This is a genomic window from Streptomyces sp. TG1A-60, from assembly GCF_037201975.1.
Taxonomy (GTDB): Bacteria; Actinomycetota; Actinomycetes; order Streptomycetales; family Streptomycetaceae; genus Streptomyces.
In genome coordinates this window covers 7,765,582-7,781,336 of record NZ_CP147520.1, presented here as the reverse complement: position 1 = coordinate 7,781,336, position 15,755 = coordinate 7,765,582, and the positions used below count along the sequence as shown (strand labels likewise).

Annotated in this window: 11 protein-coding genes and 4 pseudogenes; 7 read left to right on the top strand and 8 right to left on the bottom strand. The window is 70.5% G+C overall.

Annotated elements, in window-relative coordinates; translation table 11 throughout:
* The first annotated feature begins 172 nt into the window (after positions 1-172).
* On the top strand, positions 173-2,071 hold the full coding sequence (locus tag WBG99_RS34285; RefSeq protein WP_338900103.1) for a hypothetical protein: 1,899 nt from the start codon (positions 173-175) through the stop codon (positions 2,069-2,071).
* Between the two features lie 688 nt (positions 2,072-2,759).
* On the opposite strand, the gene WBG99_RS34280 is transcribed toward WBG99_RS34285, so the two are convergent.
* From WBG99_RS34280 to WBG99_RS34265, 4 genes and pseudogenes are all read right to left on the bottom strand, one after another.
* A complete protein-coding gene (locus tag WBG99_RS34280; RefSeq protein ID WP_338900102.1) occupies positions 2,760-5,129 on the bottom strand; it encodes a glycosyl hydrolase family 65 protein in 2,370 nt (789 codons plus the stop codon).
* The gene (locus WBG99_RS34275) at positions 5,126-5,884 is read right to left on the bottom strand and encodes an HAD-IA family hydrolase (protein ID WP_338900100.1); all 759 of its coding nucleotides are present in this window, start codon (positions 5,882-5,884) and stop codon (positions 5,126-5,128) included. The genes WBG99_RS34280 and WBG99_RS34275 overlap by 4 nt, the downstream gene beginning before the upstream one ends.
* Positions 5,885-5,946: 62 nt before the next feature.
* A pseudogene (locus WBG99_RS34270) lies at positions 5,947-6,114 on the bottom strand (universal stress protein); the annotation flags it as partial.
* A complete protein-coding gene (locus WBG99_RS34265) occupies positions 6,060-6,278 on the bottom strand; it encodes a hypothetical protein (protein WP_338900098.1) in 219 nt (72 codons plus the stop codon). The gene WBG99_RS34265 and the pseudogene WBG99_RS34270, both read right to left, overlap by 55 nt.
* 269 nt (positions 6,279-6,547) lie before the next feature.
* On the opposite strand from WBG99_RS34265, the pseudogene WBG99_RS34260 reads away from it, so the two are divergent.
* The 3 genes and pseudogenes from WBG99_RS34260 to WBG99_RS34250 all read left to right on the top strand — a co-directional run.
* Positions 6,548-6,878, top strand: a pseudogene (locus WBG99_RS34260) (cyclic nucleotide-binding domain-containing protein); the annotation flags it as partial.
* Between the two features lie 504 nt (positions 6,879-7,382).
* Positions 7,383-7,478: pseudogene (locus tag WBG99_RS34255) on the top strand (amidohydrolase); the annotation flags it as partial.
* A 285-nt stretch (positions 7,479-7,763) separates the two neighbouring features.
* Positions 7,764-8,030, top strand: coding sequence for a hypothetical protein (locus WBG99_RS34250; RefSeq protein WP_338900097.1), 267 nt, complete (start codon positions 7,764-7,766; stop codon positions 8,028-8,030).
* Between the two features lie 218 nt (positions 8,031-8,248).
* On the opposite strand, the gene WBG99_RS34245 is transcribed toward WBG99_RS34250, so the two are convergent.
* Positions 8,249-8,701, bottom strand: coding sequence for an FxLYD domain-containing protein (locus WBG99_RS34245; protein WP_338900096.1), 453 nt, complete (start codon positions 8,699-8,701; stop codon positions 8,249-8,251).
* A gap of 339 nt (positions 8,702-9,040) precedes the next feature.
* On the opposite strand from WBG99_RS34245, the gene WBG99_RS34240 reads away from it, so the two are divergent.
* The 3 genes from WBG99_RS34240 (at position 9,041) to WBG99_RS34230 (ending at position 12,714) form a co-directional block, all read left to right on the top strand.
* Entirely contained in the window at positions 9,041-9,592 is a 552-nt protein-coding gene (locus WBG99_RS34240; protein WP_338900095.1) for a retropepsin-like aspartic protease, read from the top strand.
* 441 nt (positions 9,593-10,033) lie between these two features.
* Entirely contained in the window at positions 10,034-10,576 is a 543-nt protein-coding gene (locus tag WBG99_RS34235; RefSeq protein ID WP_338900094.1) for a copper chaperone PCu(A)C, read from the top strand.
* 293 nt (positions 10,577-10,869) lie between these two features.
* On the top strand, positions 10,870-12,714 hold the full coding sequence (locus WBG99_RS34230; RefSeq protein WP_338900093.1) for a thiamine pyrophosphate-requiring protein: 1,845 nt from the start codon (positions 10,870-10,872) through the stop codon (positions 12,712-12,714).
* Between the two features lie 812 nt (positions 12,715-13,526).
* On the opposite strand, the pseudogene WBG99_RS34225 reads toward WBG99_RS34230, so the two are convergent.
* From WBG99_RS34225 to WBG99_RS34215, 3 genes and pseudogenes are all read right to left on the bottom strand, one after another.
* Positions 13,527-14,090 (bottom strand): annotated as a pseudogene (locus tag WBG99_RS34225) (FAD-dependent oxidoreductase); the annotation flags it as partial.
* 119 nt (positions 14,091-14,209) lie between these two features.
* Positions 14,210-14,773: a hemerythrin domain-containing protein gene (locus WBG99_RS34220; protein WP_338900092.1), complete on the bottom strand. Its 564-nt coding sequence runs from the start codon at positions 14,771-14,773 to the stop codon at positions 14,210-14,212.
* A 298-nt stretch (positions 14,774-15,071) separates the two neighbouring features.
* The gene (locus WBG99_RS34215; RefSeq protein ID WP_338900091.1) at positions 15,072-15,665 is read right to left on the bottom strand and encodes a PepSY domain-containing protein; all 594 of its coding nucleotides are present in this window, start codon (positions 15,663-15,665) and stop codon (positions 15,072-15,074) included.
* Positions 15,666-15,755: the final 90 nt, after the last annotated feature.

Sequence of the window (15,755 nt, the reverse complement as noted above, 5' to 3'; positions counted from 1 at the left end):
CCGTTGAACTGCAAGGATTTTGCAGCTCCAGGTACCTTGACGCACAGTCATCACACTGCTTCCATCGCAAGCGTGTAAGCGGTTCAACTCTCCAGGGTTTCCGGCCCGAGCCGAGGGCGGTCACCCGGTCCACGCGCCCCGCACAGCAATCGGGAGCATTCAGGAGGTTGTCATGCCCATGAAAGTTCGGCCTTGGTCTGTCCGTCGGGTTCCCCTCACCGTCTCGGCGGTCCTGGCCTTCTGCGCCGTGTCGGCGACCGCCGACCCGGCGAGCCCCACCGCGCCCGGCGCGAGCGCAGCAGCGGGCGGCGACGCGAGCATCCGGGCCGCGCGGGTGATGGAGAACCTCGGGCGCGGGGTCGTGGCAGTGCGTTCCACCACCACCCAGGTCCTGGTCTCGTGGCGGCTGCTGGGGCTCGACCCGGCGGGCATCGGTTTCCACGTGTACCGCTCCACCGGCGGCGGCGCGTACGTGAAGCTCACCGCGAGCCCCCTGACAGGCGGGACCACCTACGTGGACTCCACGGCCGACCTGACGCGATCCAACAGCTATCGCGTGGCCGCGGTCGTGGGCGGACAGGAGCAGGCACACAGCGGTGCCTTCACGCTGACGGCGAACCACGCCACCGAGCCGGTGGTCCGCGTGCCGTTGCGTCCCGGCGGTCCGGTCAAGTTCGTCTGGGTCGGCGACCTCGACGGCGACGGCGAGTACGACTACGTACTGGACCGGCAGACCTCTCCCCAGAAGCTCGAGGCGTACAGCAGCCACGGGCGGTTCCTCTGGGAGGTCGACATGGGGCCGAACAGCCAGAACCAGAACAACATCGAACCGGGTTCGTCCGCGATCGACGTGGGCCACTGGGACGGCGTCACGGTCTACGACTTCGACAGCGACGGCCGCGCGGAGGTCGCCCTGAAGATCGCCGACGGCGTCAGGTTCGGCGACGGAACGACCTGGACACACGCGGACGACGCACGCCAGTTCATGGCCGTCCTCGACGGCCGGACCGGAGCGCTCCGCAACTGGTCCGCGGTGCCGACCACTTACCTGGGCGACGGTCCGGTGGGCGCGCGTCTCGGAGTGGCGTACCTCAACGGCACCACGCCGAGCCTGGTCGCCTACATGAAGAACCGGCGCGCCGACGGGGCCTTCAACCTGATGATGGCCGCCTGGAGTTTCACCGGCAGTGCGCTGAGGCATGAGTGGACGTGGCTGCGCGGCAGCCAGAACGCGCCCGACGGACACAACACCCGTGCCATCGACGTCAACGGTGACGGAACGGACGAGGTCGCCGAGATCGGATTCGTACTCAACGGCAACGGCTCCCTGCGCTACTCGATGGCTCCCCAGGGCATCATCCACGGCGACCGCTTCCACATCGCCGACATGGACCCCAGCCGTCCGGGCCTGGAGGGCTACGGTGTGCAACAGGACAACTCAAGCGGGCTGTTGGAGTACTACTACGACGCCGCGAACGGCTCCGTCATCTGGAAGCACAACGGCGGCCCCGCCGACGTCGGACGCGGCATGGCGGGCGACGTCGACCCGCGCTTCCCCGGCATGGAGGTCTGGTCCTTCTCGGGTCTGTACAACGCTCCCGGCAACAGGCTCACCGAACCGAACACCTCACTGCGCCCGTGGCCGCAACTCGGCCTGTGGTGGGACGGCGACCTCACCATGGAACTGCTCAACGACGGCAAGATCGAGAAGTGGGACCCACAGAACCCGAGGCCGACCAACAGCCTGCCCCGGCTGGTCAGCACCTGGAACCACGGCGCGGTCACGGCCGCCCAGGGAGGGCCCACCCTCGTCGGTGACATCCTCGGCGACTGGCGCGAGGAGGCCGTCTACACCAACGCCTCCTACAGCGAGTTGATCATCTTCACCACGAACCAGCCGACGAGCACCCGCCTGTACACACTCGCCCACAACCCCGCCTACCGGAACGCCATGACGTTCAAGGGGTACATGCAGTCCCACCACGTCGACTACTTCCTCGGATCCGGCATGGCGCACCCACCCCGGCCGAACATCACCTACGCGGGAGGCGGTACCGCCGCCACGCGGTGACAGCGGGACACCGTCCGCCCCTTCCCCGTCGCGCGTACCTGACGGCCTGTGGAGCTTGTGCCCAGCAGCCTTCCGAACCCGGTACCGGTCGCTCGGCACAAGAGGTGGGAGGTGCCAGTCCACCTCCGCGCCGAGGGCCCGCGACGGGCTGTTGTCAGTCGTGCGGACCAGCGCGACCGGCCAGGTCACGTGGTGGATCAGTGTGTGGGCGACGGGACCGGTCCGCGCGGCCGGTCGTGGGACGACGAGGAGGCTCGCCGAGGACGCGGCCCGCACCAGCGCTCTCGCCACACCTCAGGCACCGAGGCCGAGCACCACATCCCGGTACCCGGTACGGGGAAAGCACTGCCGCCAGCCGCGGGGACGTGCTCGCCCCCGGCCTCCTGCCCCGCCCGCACGAGGACGACGGGACGCGTGGTCCTCGCCGCCACCCGAGGGCGACCCGGCCCACCAAGGACCCGGTGAACCTCTCAGCCCACGCGAGCCCGGCACCAGCAGCTCGGCACGCGGCCACACACCATGAACGGCCGCACGGACACGGTCCTCCGTCTACCGCAGCGCACGCCGCCCCAGCGACCGCTGAGCGGCATGCGCGGGTTCTCCCTCGCCCTGACGGGGACGGCAGTTCAGGACACCGGGGCCCGCCGAGGACCATCCGGCCCCTACGCGCGCGGGTCGCCCGCGGATGTCAGTCCGGGAGGGCCAGGCGGCTCCGCTCCCCCGGCCGGAGACAGACACTGTGATCGGGCAGCCGGACATCGATGGGAGGCCGGTCGGACGCCGGCACCGCGATCTCCAGCCGCCCGTGCTCCAGGCGCAGCCGGACGCCCCAGTGGCCCTGGTAGCGCAGGGAGAAGCCGTAGGCCGACAGTTCCGGCAGTGGTACGGGATCGAGCCACAGCGCCCCGGCGCGGGTCTCCAGTCCGGTCAGCCCGCGCTGGACGAGGTCGAGGGTGCCCGCCATGGCACCCAGGTGGATGCCTTCGCCCGTGGTGCCGCCCTGCAGATCGGCGATGTCGCCGCGCAGGGCTTCCTGCATGTAGGACCACGCCTCGGTGCGCCGGGCCCGGGCCAGCACCCAGCCGTGGACCAGGCCGCTGAGGGTGGAGCCGTGACTGGTGCGGTGGAGGTAGTGGTCGACGGTGCGCCGCCAGATGTCGTCGTCGAGCCGGTGGCCCAACCGGCCTAAGAGGGAGGCCAGTTCGGTCGGTGAGAAGAGGTAACCGAGCATCAGGACGTCGGCCTGCTTGGACGCCCGGTAGCGGTTGACGGTGTCGCCCTCCGCCTCCAGGATCCGATCCAGGCGCCGGATGTCGCCGTACCGCTTCCGGTAGCCGTCCCAGTCGAGTTCGGCGAGGTCGGCGTAGCCTTCGAACTGGCTGATGACACCGTCGTGGAAGGGCACGTGGAGGGTGCGCGAGACGTCCTCCCACTGTTCGCTTTCACCGTCGTCCAGGCCGGTGCGCTCGGCGAGTTCGCGTCGGCGGGGCTCCGGCAGGGACCGCAGCACGTCCAGGGTGCGGGTGAGCACCCAGGCGGCGGTGACGTTGGTGTACGCGTTGTCGTCCAGCCCGGGTTCCCGCGCGCCGGGATAGGCGTCGTGGTACTCGTCGGGGCCCATCACACCCCGGATGCGGTGCCGGCCCAGTCCCTCGTCCCAGACTGCCGAGTCGGCCCAGAAGCGGGCGATCTCCAGCAGCATCTCCGCGCCCTCGGTGTGCAGGAACTCGGCGTCACCGCTGGCCTCGCAGTACCGCCACACGTTGTACGCGACCGCCGAGCCGACATGCCTCTGGAGCCGCGAGTGGTCGGGCAGCCAGCGCCCCGAGCGGGGGTTGAGGTGCAGTCGCTGCGACTCCTCGCGACCGTCGCTGCCGCTCTGCCACGGGTAGAGCGCGCCGCGCCGGCCCACGGCGCGGGCGGCGGCGCGGGCCTGGTCCAGGCGGCGGTGGCGATAGCGGAGCAGGGCGCGGGACACCTCCGGAAAGTGCAGGTCGAGGTAGGGAAGCACGAACAGTTCGTCCCAGAAGACGTGGCCGCGATACGCCTCACCGTGCAGCCCCCGGGCCGGAACACCGACGTCGAGGTCCGCGGTGTGCGGGGAGAGGGTCTGCAGGACGTGGAACAGGTGCAGCCGCAGGATGTCGCCCGCCTCCCCGGCGACGTCCAGCTCGGCCCGCCGCCACAGCTGGTCCCAGGCCGTCAGATGCGTGTCGAGCAGCTCGTCGAACGCCAGCGCGGTGCCCACCCTGTCGATCGCGGCGTCCAGCGGGTCGCTGATCGCGGGGTCGTGTGAGGTGTGCAGGGCCACGGTCTTGTCGACGGCGGCAGTGCGGCCGGGAAGCAGCCGCAGGCGCACCCGCTGGCCGGCGCGCGGTGCCTCGTGCCAAGCGGTGACCGGTGCGTCGCAGGTCAGCCTGGCCGCCATGCCGATGCGGATGTCGGAGGTCCGGGTGCGGCAGCGCAGCCACACCGTGTCCGCGACGGTGGAGCCGGTGTGCACATGGGTCAGATGACGGCCGTCCAGGTCGCGGTAGCGCGGAACGCCTGCGTTGGTCACGCCGCCGTCGAGCATGGCCTCGATGTCGACCTCGCCGGAGAACCCCTCGGCGGTGAACTCGGTGCGCAGGGCCGCCAGGTGGGGGTCGGCCATGTCCACGAGACGCTGCTGACGCACGGACAGCACCCGGTCCTCACCGAGCGCGTACCTCGTCCGGCGCTCCAGCGTCCCTGAGGCCAAGTGCAGCACCTGGCGGTGGTCGAGCACGGTCGCCGTGTCCGGTGTGAGCCACGGCTGCCCAGGGAGACGGAACCGCAGCGGCAGCCAGTTCGGGAGGTTGACCATGTCCTCGTTCTCCACCCGGTGCCCCGCGATGTCCGTGCTGAGCCGGTTGTAGCAGCCGGCCGCATAGGTGCCCGGATAGTGCACGTCGTCGGCGGCGCACTCCGGCAGCGCCCCACGTGTGGCGAAGTAGCCGTTGCCCAGCGTGCACAGCGACTCCCTCAGCCGCTCGTCCGCGGGTTCGTAGCCCTCGTACTCCCACGTCCAGCCCGTCACTTCGGCGCTCCTCCCCCGACCAGTTCACCGAGGTCCCGTACGACGATGTCGGCGCCGTGCCGACGCAGTGCGTCCCCGGTGTCCGGACCGCCGGTGCGGTCCACTCCGACGACGAGGGCGAATCCTCCGCTGCGGCCCGCCTCGACACCCGCCAGCGCGTCCTCGACGACGGCGGCGCCCTCGGCCCGGACACCGAGCCGTCGGACGGCTTCCAGGAAAAGGTCGGGCCGTGGCTTGCCCGGCAACGCCAGTCGGGCCGCCTCCCCACCGTCGACGAGCACCTGGAAGAGGACCCGGACCCCCGCCCGCGTGAGGAGCTCACCGGCGTGACGGGACGCGGAGGCCGCGGCCAGGGGCACTCCTGCCCGGCGCAGGACGTGCACCAGCCGTACCGTCCCCGGATACGCATCGACACCGTGCTGGCGCAGCCGCTCGGTGAACAGCCGCTCCTTGTCCGCGGCGACGGCCCGCACCGTCTCGGCCGACGGATCGAAGCCGCGCGAGGAGAGGAAGGCGGCGGCCCCGTCCGGACGGGACCTGCCGTCCACGTACCGCAGGTAGTCGTCCCGCGTGTCGAACGGGCGGCGCCGCCCGGGGTCTGCGGGCGGATGTTCGCGCAGGAAGGCGTCGAAGGCTGTCTTCCAGGCGGCGGCGTGCACGCGCGCCGAGTCGGTGATCACTCCGTCGGTGTCGAAGACGACAGCCCGCACGTCCCGCAGCACGGGCGCAAGCGTGTCGCGGGACCGCACAGTCATGAGCACTCCCCGTGCAAGCGAGTCGACAGGTCGGTGTTGACCACGCCCGTTCGGACAGTCGATCACCCCCGCTGCGGGACGATCGCCATTGAACAGGGCGCGTGGTGCAACAGAGTGTGGGCCACTCGGCCGAGCTGGAGCCCGGAACAGCCCTGCCTGCGCCGTGCGCCGACGGTCACGAGGTCGGCGGCGGCCGAGCGGCGCAGAAGTACCTTGCGGGCCGGTCCTTCGTCGAGCAGGGCGGACTCCCCTTCTCCCCCTTCTCCCCCTCCCGCAAGGAGGCGTGGACGACCCGCGACGGCAGCCCGTCGCGTGTCGCCTCGTCCGCCACCCGGTCCACGGCCCGCAGGCTGGAATCCAACCCGCCGAGACCCACCACCAGCGGGAGCTCCATGATCACCAAACGCCTCTCTGCCCGGCCGCCGCGAGAACCTCCTGTGAATACCGTCGCACCACGCCGGGCCCGCCGCGACACGCGGATGGACGCTCGGCGGGCCTCGGGCCGGATTGCGCCCCGCCGGTTTGCGGCGATCGTGGAGTCATGCGGCCACCACGCCGCAGCCATGGCCTGCGCATCGGCCGCGTGCTGAGACGCCGGTGACCGGACAGAAGCCCGCTCCGCTTCGGGATCACGGAGAAGGGACGGCCACTGTGGTTGTGAGGATGGGCGTTCTCGGCGCCGTGACCGAGGAGCATCGCGAGCAGCTCATATCGCTCGCTCGTGAGGTGTCGTTCGCCACGGGCGAGCGCATCTTCGACGAGGGCGGCAAGGCCGACCACTTCTGGACCATCCGCACGGGCGCGGTCGCTCCCGACCTTCATGTGCCCGGCCGTCGCGCGGCGGTCATCGAGACCCTTGGCGCCGGAAGACTGCTGAGCTGGTCCTCGCTGGTCCCTCCCCATCACTGGCACCTGGGAGCCGAGGCCGCCGGGCCGGTGCGTGCCTACGAGTTCGACGCCGGCGGCGGTTCGTGGGATGTGTGCGAAGGACCCGGGGCCCCGGTTGCCGGTGAAGGTGATGCGGTCGGCGGCCGAGACCTGGACGGCGGCGGGCATCTGGTGCCAGTGGGGGCGGGTCGCATCGAAGAGCCGGCAGCCGGCCTGGCATGAGGTCAGCGCGTCCGAGGGGCGCTCCCAGGGGCCGGAGATGTACGCGCCGGTCTGCTGGTTGGTGTAGCCGTGACTGTTGGGGCCGAGCCAGCTGGTGCCCGAGAACTGCAGCCCGGAGAAGGCGATGTGGCTGGCGGGGGAGGAGTAGGTGCCCCGACGCTGATGAGTGACTGCAGCTTCGGGACCTCGACGTCCGCGGTCGTCATGTCCTGTCCCGAACGCGGCTTGTAATACAGGGTGCCGTTGTCGAGATACCACTCGCCGGCAGTCAACGACGCGGCCCGCATGATCCACCACCCCGTACCCGCCGGGCTCTGGCGCGCCCTGCGCAGCAACGGGCTCCTCCCCCAGTGCGCCCCCCTGCCCGTCGTCCGGGAGTTGTGACCCGATGCGGATCGTCGATGCCCACCACGTCCGGGATCTGGCCGTCCGTGACCAGGAATGGACCACGGAGGAGGCGCTGCAACCGCTCAGCCGCTCGTTCCCGCGAACGCCCCCACGGCGGTGGTCTGCGCACCGTGGACGCGCGTGAGCCCGGGACGAACTCCGTCGGCGTCTGACCGAGCTCCTCGTCCGCGCGAGCACGACGACGTGTGTGGTGCCCTCAAGCCGCCGCCACTTCACGCGCCGACGGGTCCCGTGGCGCTCGGGCGCCGACCGGCACAGACCCCGCGAGACATCGCCGCCTTGGCTCCCACATGCTCGCGGGTTCATAGTCGCCCATACTGGTCCGTATCAGCAGAACGACGCATTCGAGGAGATAACCCTGATGCTGTTTCTCGGACTGCTCCTCCTCGCGGCCACCGGGGCATTCACCGGCCTGGTGATCGCCGACAACCTGGCCGGCGGACCCGAGTACACCGTGTCGATACTCGATCAGAACATCGCCACCATGAACTCCCTGGCGATCTTCTGCTCTGGCCTCGCCCTTGCACTTCTGTTCTGCCTGGGCCTTTCCACGGTCATGAGCGCGGTAGCGCGCCGCCGCCACGAGCGCCTTCACGCGCACGAGACACACTCCGACGGCCTCGACTAAGCGGGGGCCCACCGCATCCCGCCCCTGAGGACCGCATGGCTTCGTCCTGGACGCCCGTGCGGCTCCAGGACGAGCGGGCGCGATGCCGGGCCATCGACCGCTCGTGTTCACCAGTGGGCCGCAAGCCACCTAGGCCGCCGAACCCTCCAGCACGTTCCCTTCGAACCCGTGGGCCCCGGGGGCGACCGTGCTCCTCGTCGGCTCCGGTGGTCTCCGCATCAGTGGCGAACGGCCGTGGCCACCTCGGCGGTGGTCCGCTCGGGCAGCTCGCGGTGACTGCGCGCCGTCGCTTGAGCCGTCTCGCCCGGTGCCACCGAGGAGACGGTCACCAGGACGACGTCGACCAGATCACCGTCCGGGTCGTGGAAGTTCACCTGGACCGCGTACGAGGTCGTCTCGTCGCCGTTGTTGGTCACGGCGAGCTCCGCGACGGCGTGCCCCTCGTCGTCGGTGTCGGTCCCGCGTATGGCGGCGTCGCCGGTGGCCACGATCCCGTCACGGATCTCACGGAGGTCCTCCTGCACCTCCTCGGCGGCCGAAGCGGCAGCGGAGGCGGCGTCCGACGGCGTGTCGTCCTCCGAACACCCCGTCATCAGCGCCACCAACACGGCGGCGGCCACCACCCCCGCCGATCGGCCCCGACGGCTCCACATGTTCGGTGATCCGGACATACCGCCTGCCTCTTCCTTCCGGGGCTCCCGCATGAGTACATCGGCGTTCTCGCCGCCGGGTACCCAGGCCCCTCGCCCCGAAGCAGCCTCCGGGAATGGAGGCGTGCATCCCTGACGCCTGGCCGACAAACCGGAGGCCGGGCCTTGGGCACGGGTCGTAGCGGCGGCCGGTACGACCCCAGCGGAGGTCGACCAAGGCCGTGGGAGGCACAGGCCGGGCCGCGCGTTTACGGGAGCACGGAGATGAGGAAGCCGGCGGACCACCCACGTCGCGCCCGGACCCGGAGGCTGCCGGGCGGGCGGGGGTTTGAGTGGTGCTGAGACGGGCACCCCGGTCGCATGACTTCGCGGGACGGCATCGTGCCCGCCGCCCGGTACCGGTGGGTGAGCCGGTTCGGGGCGGTGGTCCTGTCCGGGGTGCTGCTCACCGGCTGCGTCCTCTACGACGACCGCGACGACCCGGACTCGCCGCAGACCTCCCCGGGAACTGAACGCGAAGTACCGCTCAGGGTCGTGGAGCAGGGTGGCCAGACGCTGGCGTTCGTCCCGGTGAACATGGAAGGGGAGGGGCCCTTCATGTTCGCCCTGGACACCGGTGCCTCCGTCAGCGTCGTCGATGAGGACGTCGCCGACCGGGTCGGTCTGGAGCGCACCGGCGAGCGCCGTTCGGTGAGCGGGATCCTGGGCACCGGGCAGGTTCCGGTCGCGCGGGTGGAGCGGTGGGCGGTCGGTGACGTTCGTATCGACCCGGGCGAGGTCACGGTCATCGACCTCGGCCCGCCCAGGGGAGGCGGCGGCATCCAGGGCCTGCTCGGCTCCGATGTGCTCAGCGACTTCGGTTCGATCACCGTCGACTACGACGACGGCGTCCTCAGTGTCCCTGCCGCGTGACGACCTGGTTCCTGCCCATGGCGCCTCAGGGCCGACCGGCCCGCTCGGCGGACCGGCCTTCTCTACCGCCCGCGCGCTGCGGAGTGGTTCTCACCGAGAGGAGAAGGGCTTTCGAAGCCGTCCTTGAGGAACGGATCACCGTACGCGGCAAAGGGTGCCCAGGCATTCCGGTTGGGCCGCGCGTCGACTGGACGCTCCCTACGACACGCGTGCCGGTGTTGCCGGAGGCGGCCGTCCGCAGGCAGCCGGAAGGCGTCCGGGGCGCTCTGCCGGTTCCCGCGCCTTGCATGACCTGTCACCGCTGACCTGTCACCGCTCCAGATCCACTCCAGTCCTCCATCTGGCCGCTGAGAGGAGGCGAGGCAACGGCCGACAGGGTAGGTGTGGCAGCGGGCGGCCGGTCCACGCGCTGCCGGGAACCGAGGGTGAGGTGGCGTGGTCATGAGGGCAGGGCCGTGGCGGAGAGCCGTCACCCACGTCGCGGCGGGCTGTCTCGCCGTGACATGGGGGGTGACTGGATGCGGTAGCACCGACGGCGAGTACAACCCTCCGGGTGCCAACGCCCGTGTGGGGCCGGTCCTGATGCGCTACGCGCACATCGCCGAGCCCCCCGACGGCCCCTGGGAGCCGGGCAACGACGCCCCCCTCTACCTCTGGTTGTTCAACCAGGGGCAACGCGCGGACAGACTGCTGGGCGCGGAGACGACCGTCGCACGGTCCGTGGACGTCGTGAGCGCGGACGGCACGGTGCGAGGCCCCGTCGATGTCCCTGTCGGGGAACTCGTCGAGCTGGAGAAGGGCCACGTTCACCTGCTGCTCAGGGATCTGCGCCGGCAGATCCGGGGCGGTGACTTCGTGTGGGTCACTCTGCGTTTCGAACGGGCCGGCGAGATCGCGCTGCAGGTGCATTCCCAGATCCCCACCTACGTCGACGACGACGCCACCGACGCACCCGGACTGACATCCCCCTCGCCGGATGAGTGAGGTGCCGCAACGGCGCCCCCGGTCAGCGCGACGTTTCCCGGTGCCATGAGCATGCGCACGCTCTTCCGTCCCGGCGGACGAGGCTCTGAGGTGCGCTGGATGGGTGCGCCGGACGAGGCGCCAGCGGGCCCGGCGCCGCCTCGTCGAGCAGGACTCCGTCGCCCCGGCGGCGTCAGGAGCACGACGTTTCCGCCGGACCGACCCGGTTACCCATGGAGTGTCGTGCCGCCCTCCCCTGCCCAGGGAGCACCGGAGAAAGTCGCAAGATACGCAGCACCAGAAACGGAGCCTCCATGGCCAGCCAGAAAGTGTCCGACTACATCCTCCAGCGACTGCGCGACTGGGACGTCGACCATGTCTTCGCCTATGCGGGCGATGGCATCAACGGCCTGTTGGCGGCGTGGGGCCGCGCTGACAACAAGCCCAGGTTCGTCCAGTCCCGGCACGAGGAGATGTCCGCCTTCCAGGCGGTCGGATACGCCAAGTTCTCCGGCAAGGTGGGCGTGTGCGCGGCCACGTCCGGTCCGGGGGCCATCCATCTGCTGAACGGGCTCTACGACGCCAAGCTCGATCACGTGCCCGTCGTGGCGCTGGTGGGGCAGACCAACCGCAGCGCCATGGGCGGCTCCTACCAGCAGGAAGTGGATCTGACGAGCCTGTACAAGGACGTCGCCTCCGACTTCTGCGAGACGGCGACGGTCCCGGAGCAGCTGCCCAACCTGATCGACCGGGCGATGCGTACCGCGTACGCCAAGCGCACCGTCACGGCGATCATCCTGCCCGCCGATGTGCAGGAGCTGGACTACAGCCCGCCGACGCACGCGTTCAAGATGGTGCCGTCCAGCCTGGGGCTGGGGCAGTACGCCCCGGTGCCTGCCGACGAGGACGTCCAGCGCGCGGCGGAGGTGCTGAACGCCGGTGAGAAGGTCGCCGTCCTCATCGGGCAGGGCGCCCGCGGGGCGCGCGCCGAAGTGGAACAGCTGGCGGACATGCTCGGTGCCGGGGTGGCCAAGGCGCTGCTGGGCAAGGACGCACTGCCGGACGACCTGCCGTATGTGACCGGCGCCATCGGGCTGCTGGGCACCCGTCCGTCCTACGAGCTGATGCGGGACTGCGACACCCTGCTGATGATCGGGTCCAGCTTCCCGTACACCCAGTTCATGCCGGAACTGGACCAGGCGCGGGCGGTGCAGATCGACATCGACCCGCACATGATCGGCCTGCGCTACCCGTTCGAGGTCAACCTCGTCGGCGATTCCCGCGAGACGCTGCAACGCCTGTTGCCGCACCTGCGCCGCAAGGAGAACCGCGCATGGCGGGAGAAGGTCGAGGAAAACGTCTCCCGATGGTGGGAGGTCATGCAGCGCCGGGCCGCCGTGGACGCCGACCCGATCAACCCCGAGTACGTGGTGCACGCCCTCGACGGCAAGCTGCCGGACGACGCCATCATCGCAGCGGACTCCGGTTCCTCCGCCAACTGGTACGCCCGTCACCTGCGGTTGCGGGGCCGGATGCGCGGTTCGCTGTCCGGCACCCTGGCGACCATGGGGCCGGGCGTGCCGTACGCCATCGGCGCGAAGTTCGCCCATCCCGACCGTCCGGCCATCGCCCTGGTCGGTGACGGTGCCATGCAGATGAACGGGATGATGGAACTGGTGACGGCAGCCAAGTACTACCGGGGGTGGTCCGATCCGCGGCTGATCGTGGCCGTGCTGAACAACCACGATCTCAACCAGGTCACCTGGGAGATGCGGGCCATGTCCGGCGCCCCGCAGTTCGAGGAGTCGCAGGCCATCCCGGACCTGCCCTACGCCGAGATCGCCCAGCGCATCGGGCTGGACGGGGTACGGGTGGAGAAGCCCGAGCAGGTCGAGGCCGCCTGGGACCGGGCTCTCGCCGCGGACCGGCCCTTCGTCATCGACTTCCGCACCGACCCGGCCGTGCCGCCGATCCCGCCGCACGCCGAACTGGACCAGATGGAGGCCACGGCCGCCGCGATCCTGCGTGGTGACAGCGACCGCGGTTCCATGATCAAGCAGGGAGTGAAGGCCAAGGCCCAGGAGGTGCTGCCCGGCAGCCGGCATCGCGACGACCGCCCCGGAGCCGGGCCGCACGACAGCACCGAAGAGAGCAAGTGACTCCGTCGGCACGATCGGGCGGGTCGGGCGGGTCGCCGCGTGACGCTCCGACCATGGAGCGCTTGTCCACGTCGGTGTAGCGCACGACCCGCGCGGTCAGATCGCCTGGCTGTGCGCGCCGGCCTGGCACAGCTGCGCCGTCTTCTCCGGCTTCCTCTGCGGGCCCGGGCGCTACCGGTTCTGTACCTCCGAACTCCTGGAACGTGTGGGGTGGGTACTTCTACGAGGACGGCACGCTCATCCGCTTCAGCCGCCGGGTGACGTCCGACGCGGCGTCGTCTCCTGCCGGGAGGCCCTGGCCGTACCCGCGCCTCCCCCGGACGGGTGGTGCTGCTGCGCCAGGCCTGTGCCGTGCGGGGAGTCCGACGGGAGGGCGGCGCCTGGCGGGCGCGCACCGGCCCCCTGTATCCGCGGTTCACCGGTGCCCCCGAGGCCCGGCTGGGCCCGCACGGTGGGCTGTGCACCGGGCTGCACCTGCTGGAGGAGCACGTCCATGACCTGGTCCTGGAAACATCCGCGGAACCGCAGGACCTTCCGCTGCTTCCCCGTGATCTCTGGGACGCCACCGAGCGGTGGTGGCAGGCCGCGGTCCCCGACTACGGCGGCACCGCGGCGCCCCGGGACGCGCGCATGGCCTATGCCGTTTCGAAACGGGCTGACAGCGCGAGCGGCGGCATGGTGGCGGCGGCCGCCACTCCTCGCAGGGCCGCCGCCAAGATCTCCGCCAGGTGCAGCGGAGTGCGTCCGGTGCCGGCCTGGTCGACCTGCGTCCGGCAGCTGAAGCCGTCGGCGAGAACCAGCGTCGCATCGTCAAGGATCTCCAGGCGGTGCAGGTTGTCGACGACCTTGCCGTACGCCTGGGCCGTCGATCCGCAGGAGTTGTTGCCGATCATCCCCCCGAGGGTGCAGTTCGGGTGGGTGGCCGGCCTCGGCCCGTACTGCAGACCGTACTCGGCCAGCTGTCGGTTCAGGTCGTCCAGGACGATGCCCGGCTCGACCACGCAGCGCCGGTTCTCCGGGTCCACCGACACCAGCCGGTTGCAGTACTTGCTCCAGTCCAGCACCACCGCGGTGTTGCAGCACTCGCCGGCCAGGCTGGTGCCGCCGCCGCGCGACAGCAGCGGTGCCCCGTGTTCCCGGCATAGCGCCACGGCCTCCACGGCGGCCTCCACCGTCCGTGGGAGGACCACTCCGATGGGCACCTGCCGGTAGTTGGAGGCATCCGTCGAGTACGCCGCACACGTGCCGGTGTCGAACCGCACCTCACCGTCCACCCGCGCTCGCAGGTCTCGTTCGAGGGCGTCGGTGTCGATGTCAGCGCCGTTGTCGGCCGACGGACGGCGGACGACGGGCAGGGGCAGTTCGACCGGATTCATAGGCAATCCTCCACGGCGGACTCGACACGCATAGGCAGCCGCGCCGCTGCGGGACCGCTCCCCGACAGGGGAGCCGGCGCAGGGCGATGCTCACCGACAACGCAACTCTCGGATCGGGATCAGGAGTCCTTTCCCCGTCCCGTCAGGGCGTCCCTGAGGCGGTCGACCATGCCCGCCCCCGGGGCCAGCAGCTTGTTGGCGGGCGGGGTGTCCGGGGCCGAGGGGTGCGGGCGGGTCGGTGCCGTCTTCTTCGCCTGCCGGACCTTGTCGCCCAGCCTCATGAGCTCGTCCTCGGAGGCCGCCGCCCGCAGTCGGGGAAAGAGGTCGTCCTCCTCGTCGCGGATGTGAGAACGGACTTCGGTCATCAGCTCGCCCAGGAGCCGGTCGAACTCCGGGTCGCCGGCACCGGCGCCTTCCAGTTCCTTCATGGTCCGCTCGGCCTCCGCGTGGTCCTCGATCTCCTTGTCCGCGACCGTGTCCCCGTCCGGCAGTAGCTCCCGCACGGCGGGATACAGGTACATCTCCTCGGCCACCGAGTGCCGTACCAGCTCGATCACCGCCTGGTCGACGTAATCCTTGCGCTGCTTGTCTCCGGGGGCGAGGGCCTCGATCCTCCCGAACAGCTCCTCGACCTCGCGGTGGTCGGTGATCAGCTCCGCGATGACGTCTCCCCCATGGCCCATGACGTGGTCCTTCCTTGTTCGTGGTCGCAACGCCATGCCTGGGTATCCCCGCCCCCTCACGCGCAAACAGGGCTGCCGGGATGCGGCCCACGCGCCCGGCACCGTGCTCATCGCCAGACGTCGGCGCGCAGGCACAGACTCCTCACTCCCCCTCAGGCGGCTGTCCGGCGCGAAGCGTGCGCGGCCCGGCCCGTTCGGCAGGCCTCCGGGCGGCGGGAAGCTCATCACCCGCTGGTTGGGGCGGGAAGCTCGGCAGACCGCGGATGTGTTGCCGAGGTACCCGGCCACTCTCACCGCCTCAGGCCGGGCGGCGGTCGAGGATCTCACCGGTCTTCGCGTTCACCACGTGCATCGTCGCCGACTCGTCGGCAACCCCGAGAACACTGACCATCCAGACCGGGCCGCCGTCCCTCCGTTCCAGTTCGATGGCGGTGACGACATCGCCGTTCGCCGTATCGGCCGCTTCACGGGCCGCCTGACCCGGCAGGAGCCGCGCCTGCTCCAGCAGCCGGACCAGCGCCTGCCGCTCGGAACGGGTCAGGTCGGGACCGGAACTCGTCCCCAGCAGCTCACCCCGGGTGGCGTCCAACCGGACCGTCCGAAGCTGCCCGTCCTGGTCCGCGATCTGGCTCTCCCACACCGGCGACACCGACTCAGGCTCCCTGAGCTCCAAGGCAACCAGCTCACCGGCGGTCACCTCCGCCACCGACAGGCGGATGGCGCGCTCATAGTCGATCTCCACCATCTCGAATCGCTCTGCGGCTTCGTTCAGCGGCTCCTCCCGGCCGCAGCCCACGATCAGCGAGAGCGCGATGACCGGCACGCACAGAACCACGGCGAGCCGTCGCCACGCCCACCCGCCGCCGCTTCGGATGACTCCCGTCACTCCCATGGAGGCCGACTGTCCACACTCAACGGACCGAAACATCAAACCCCCACATAGTCGACTTTCTGGCGTTGAGCACCCATATGGAAAAGGTGA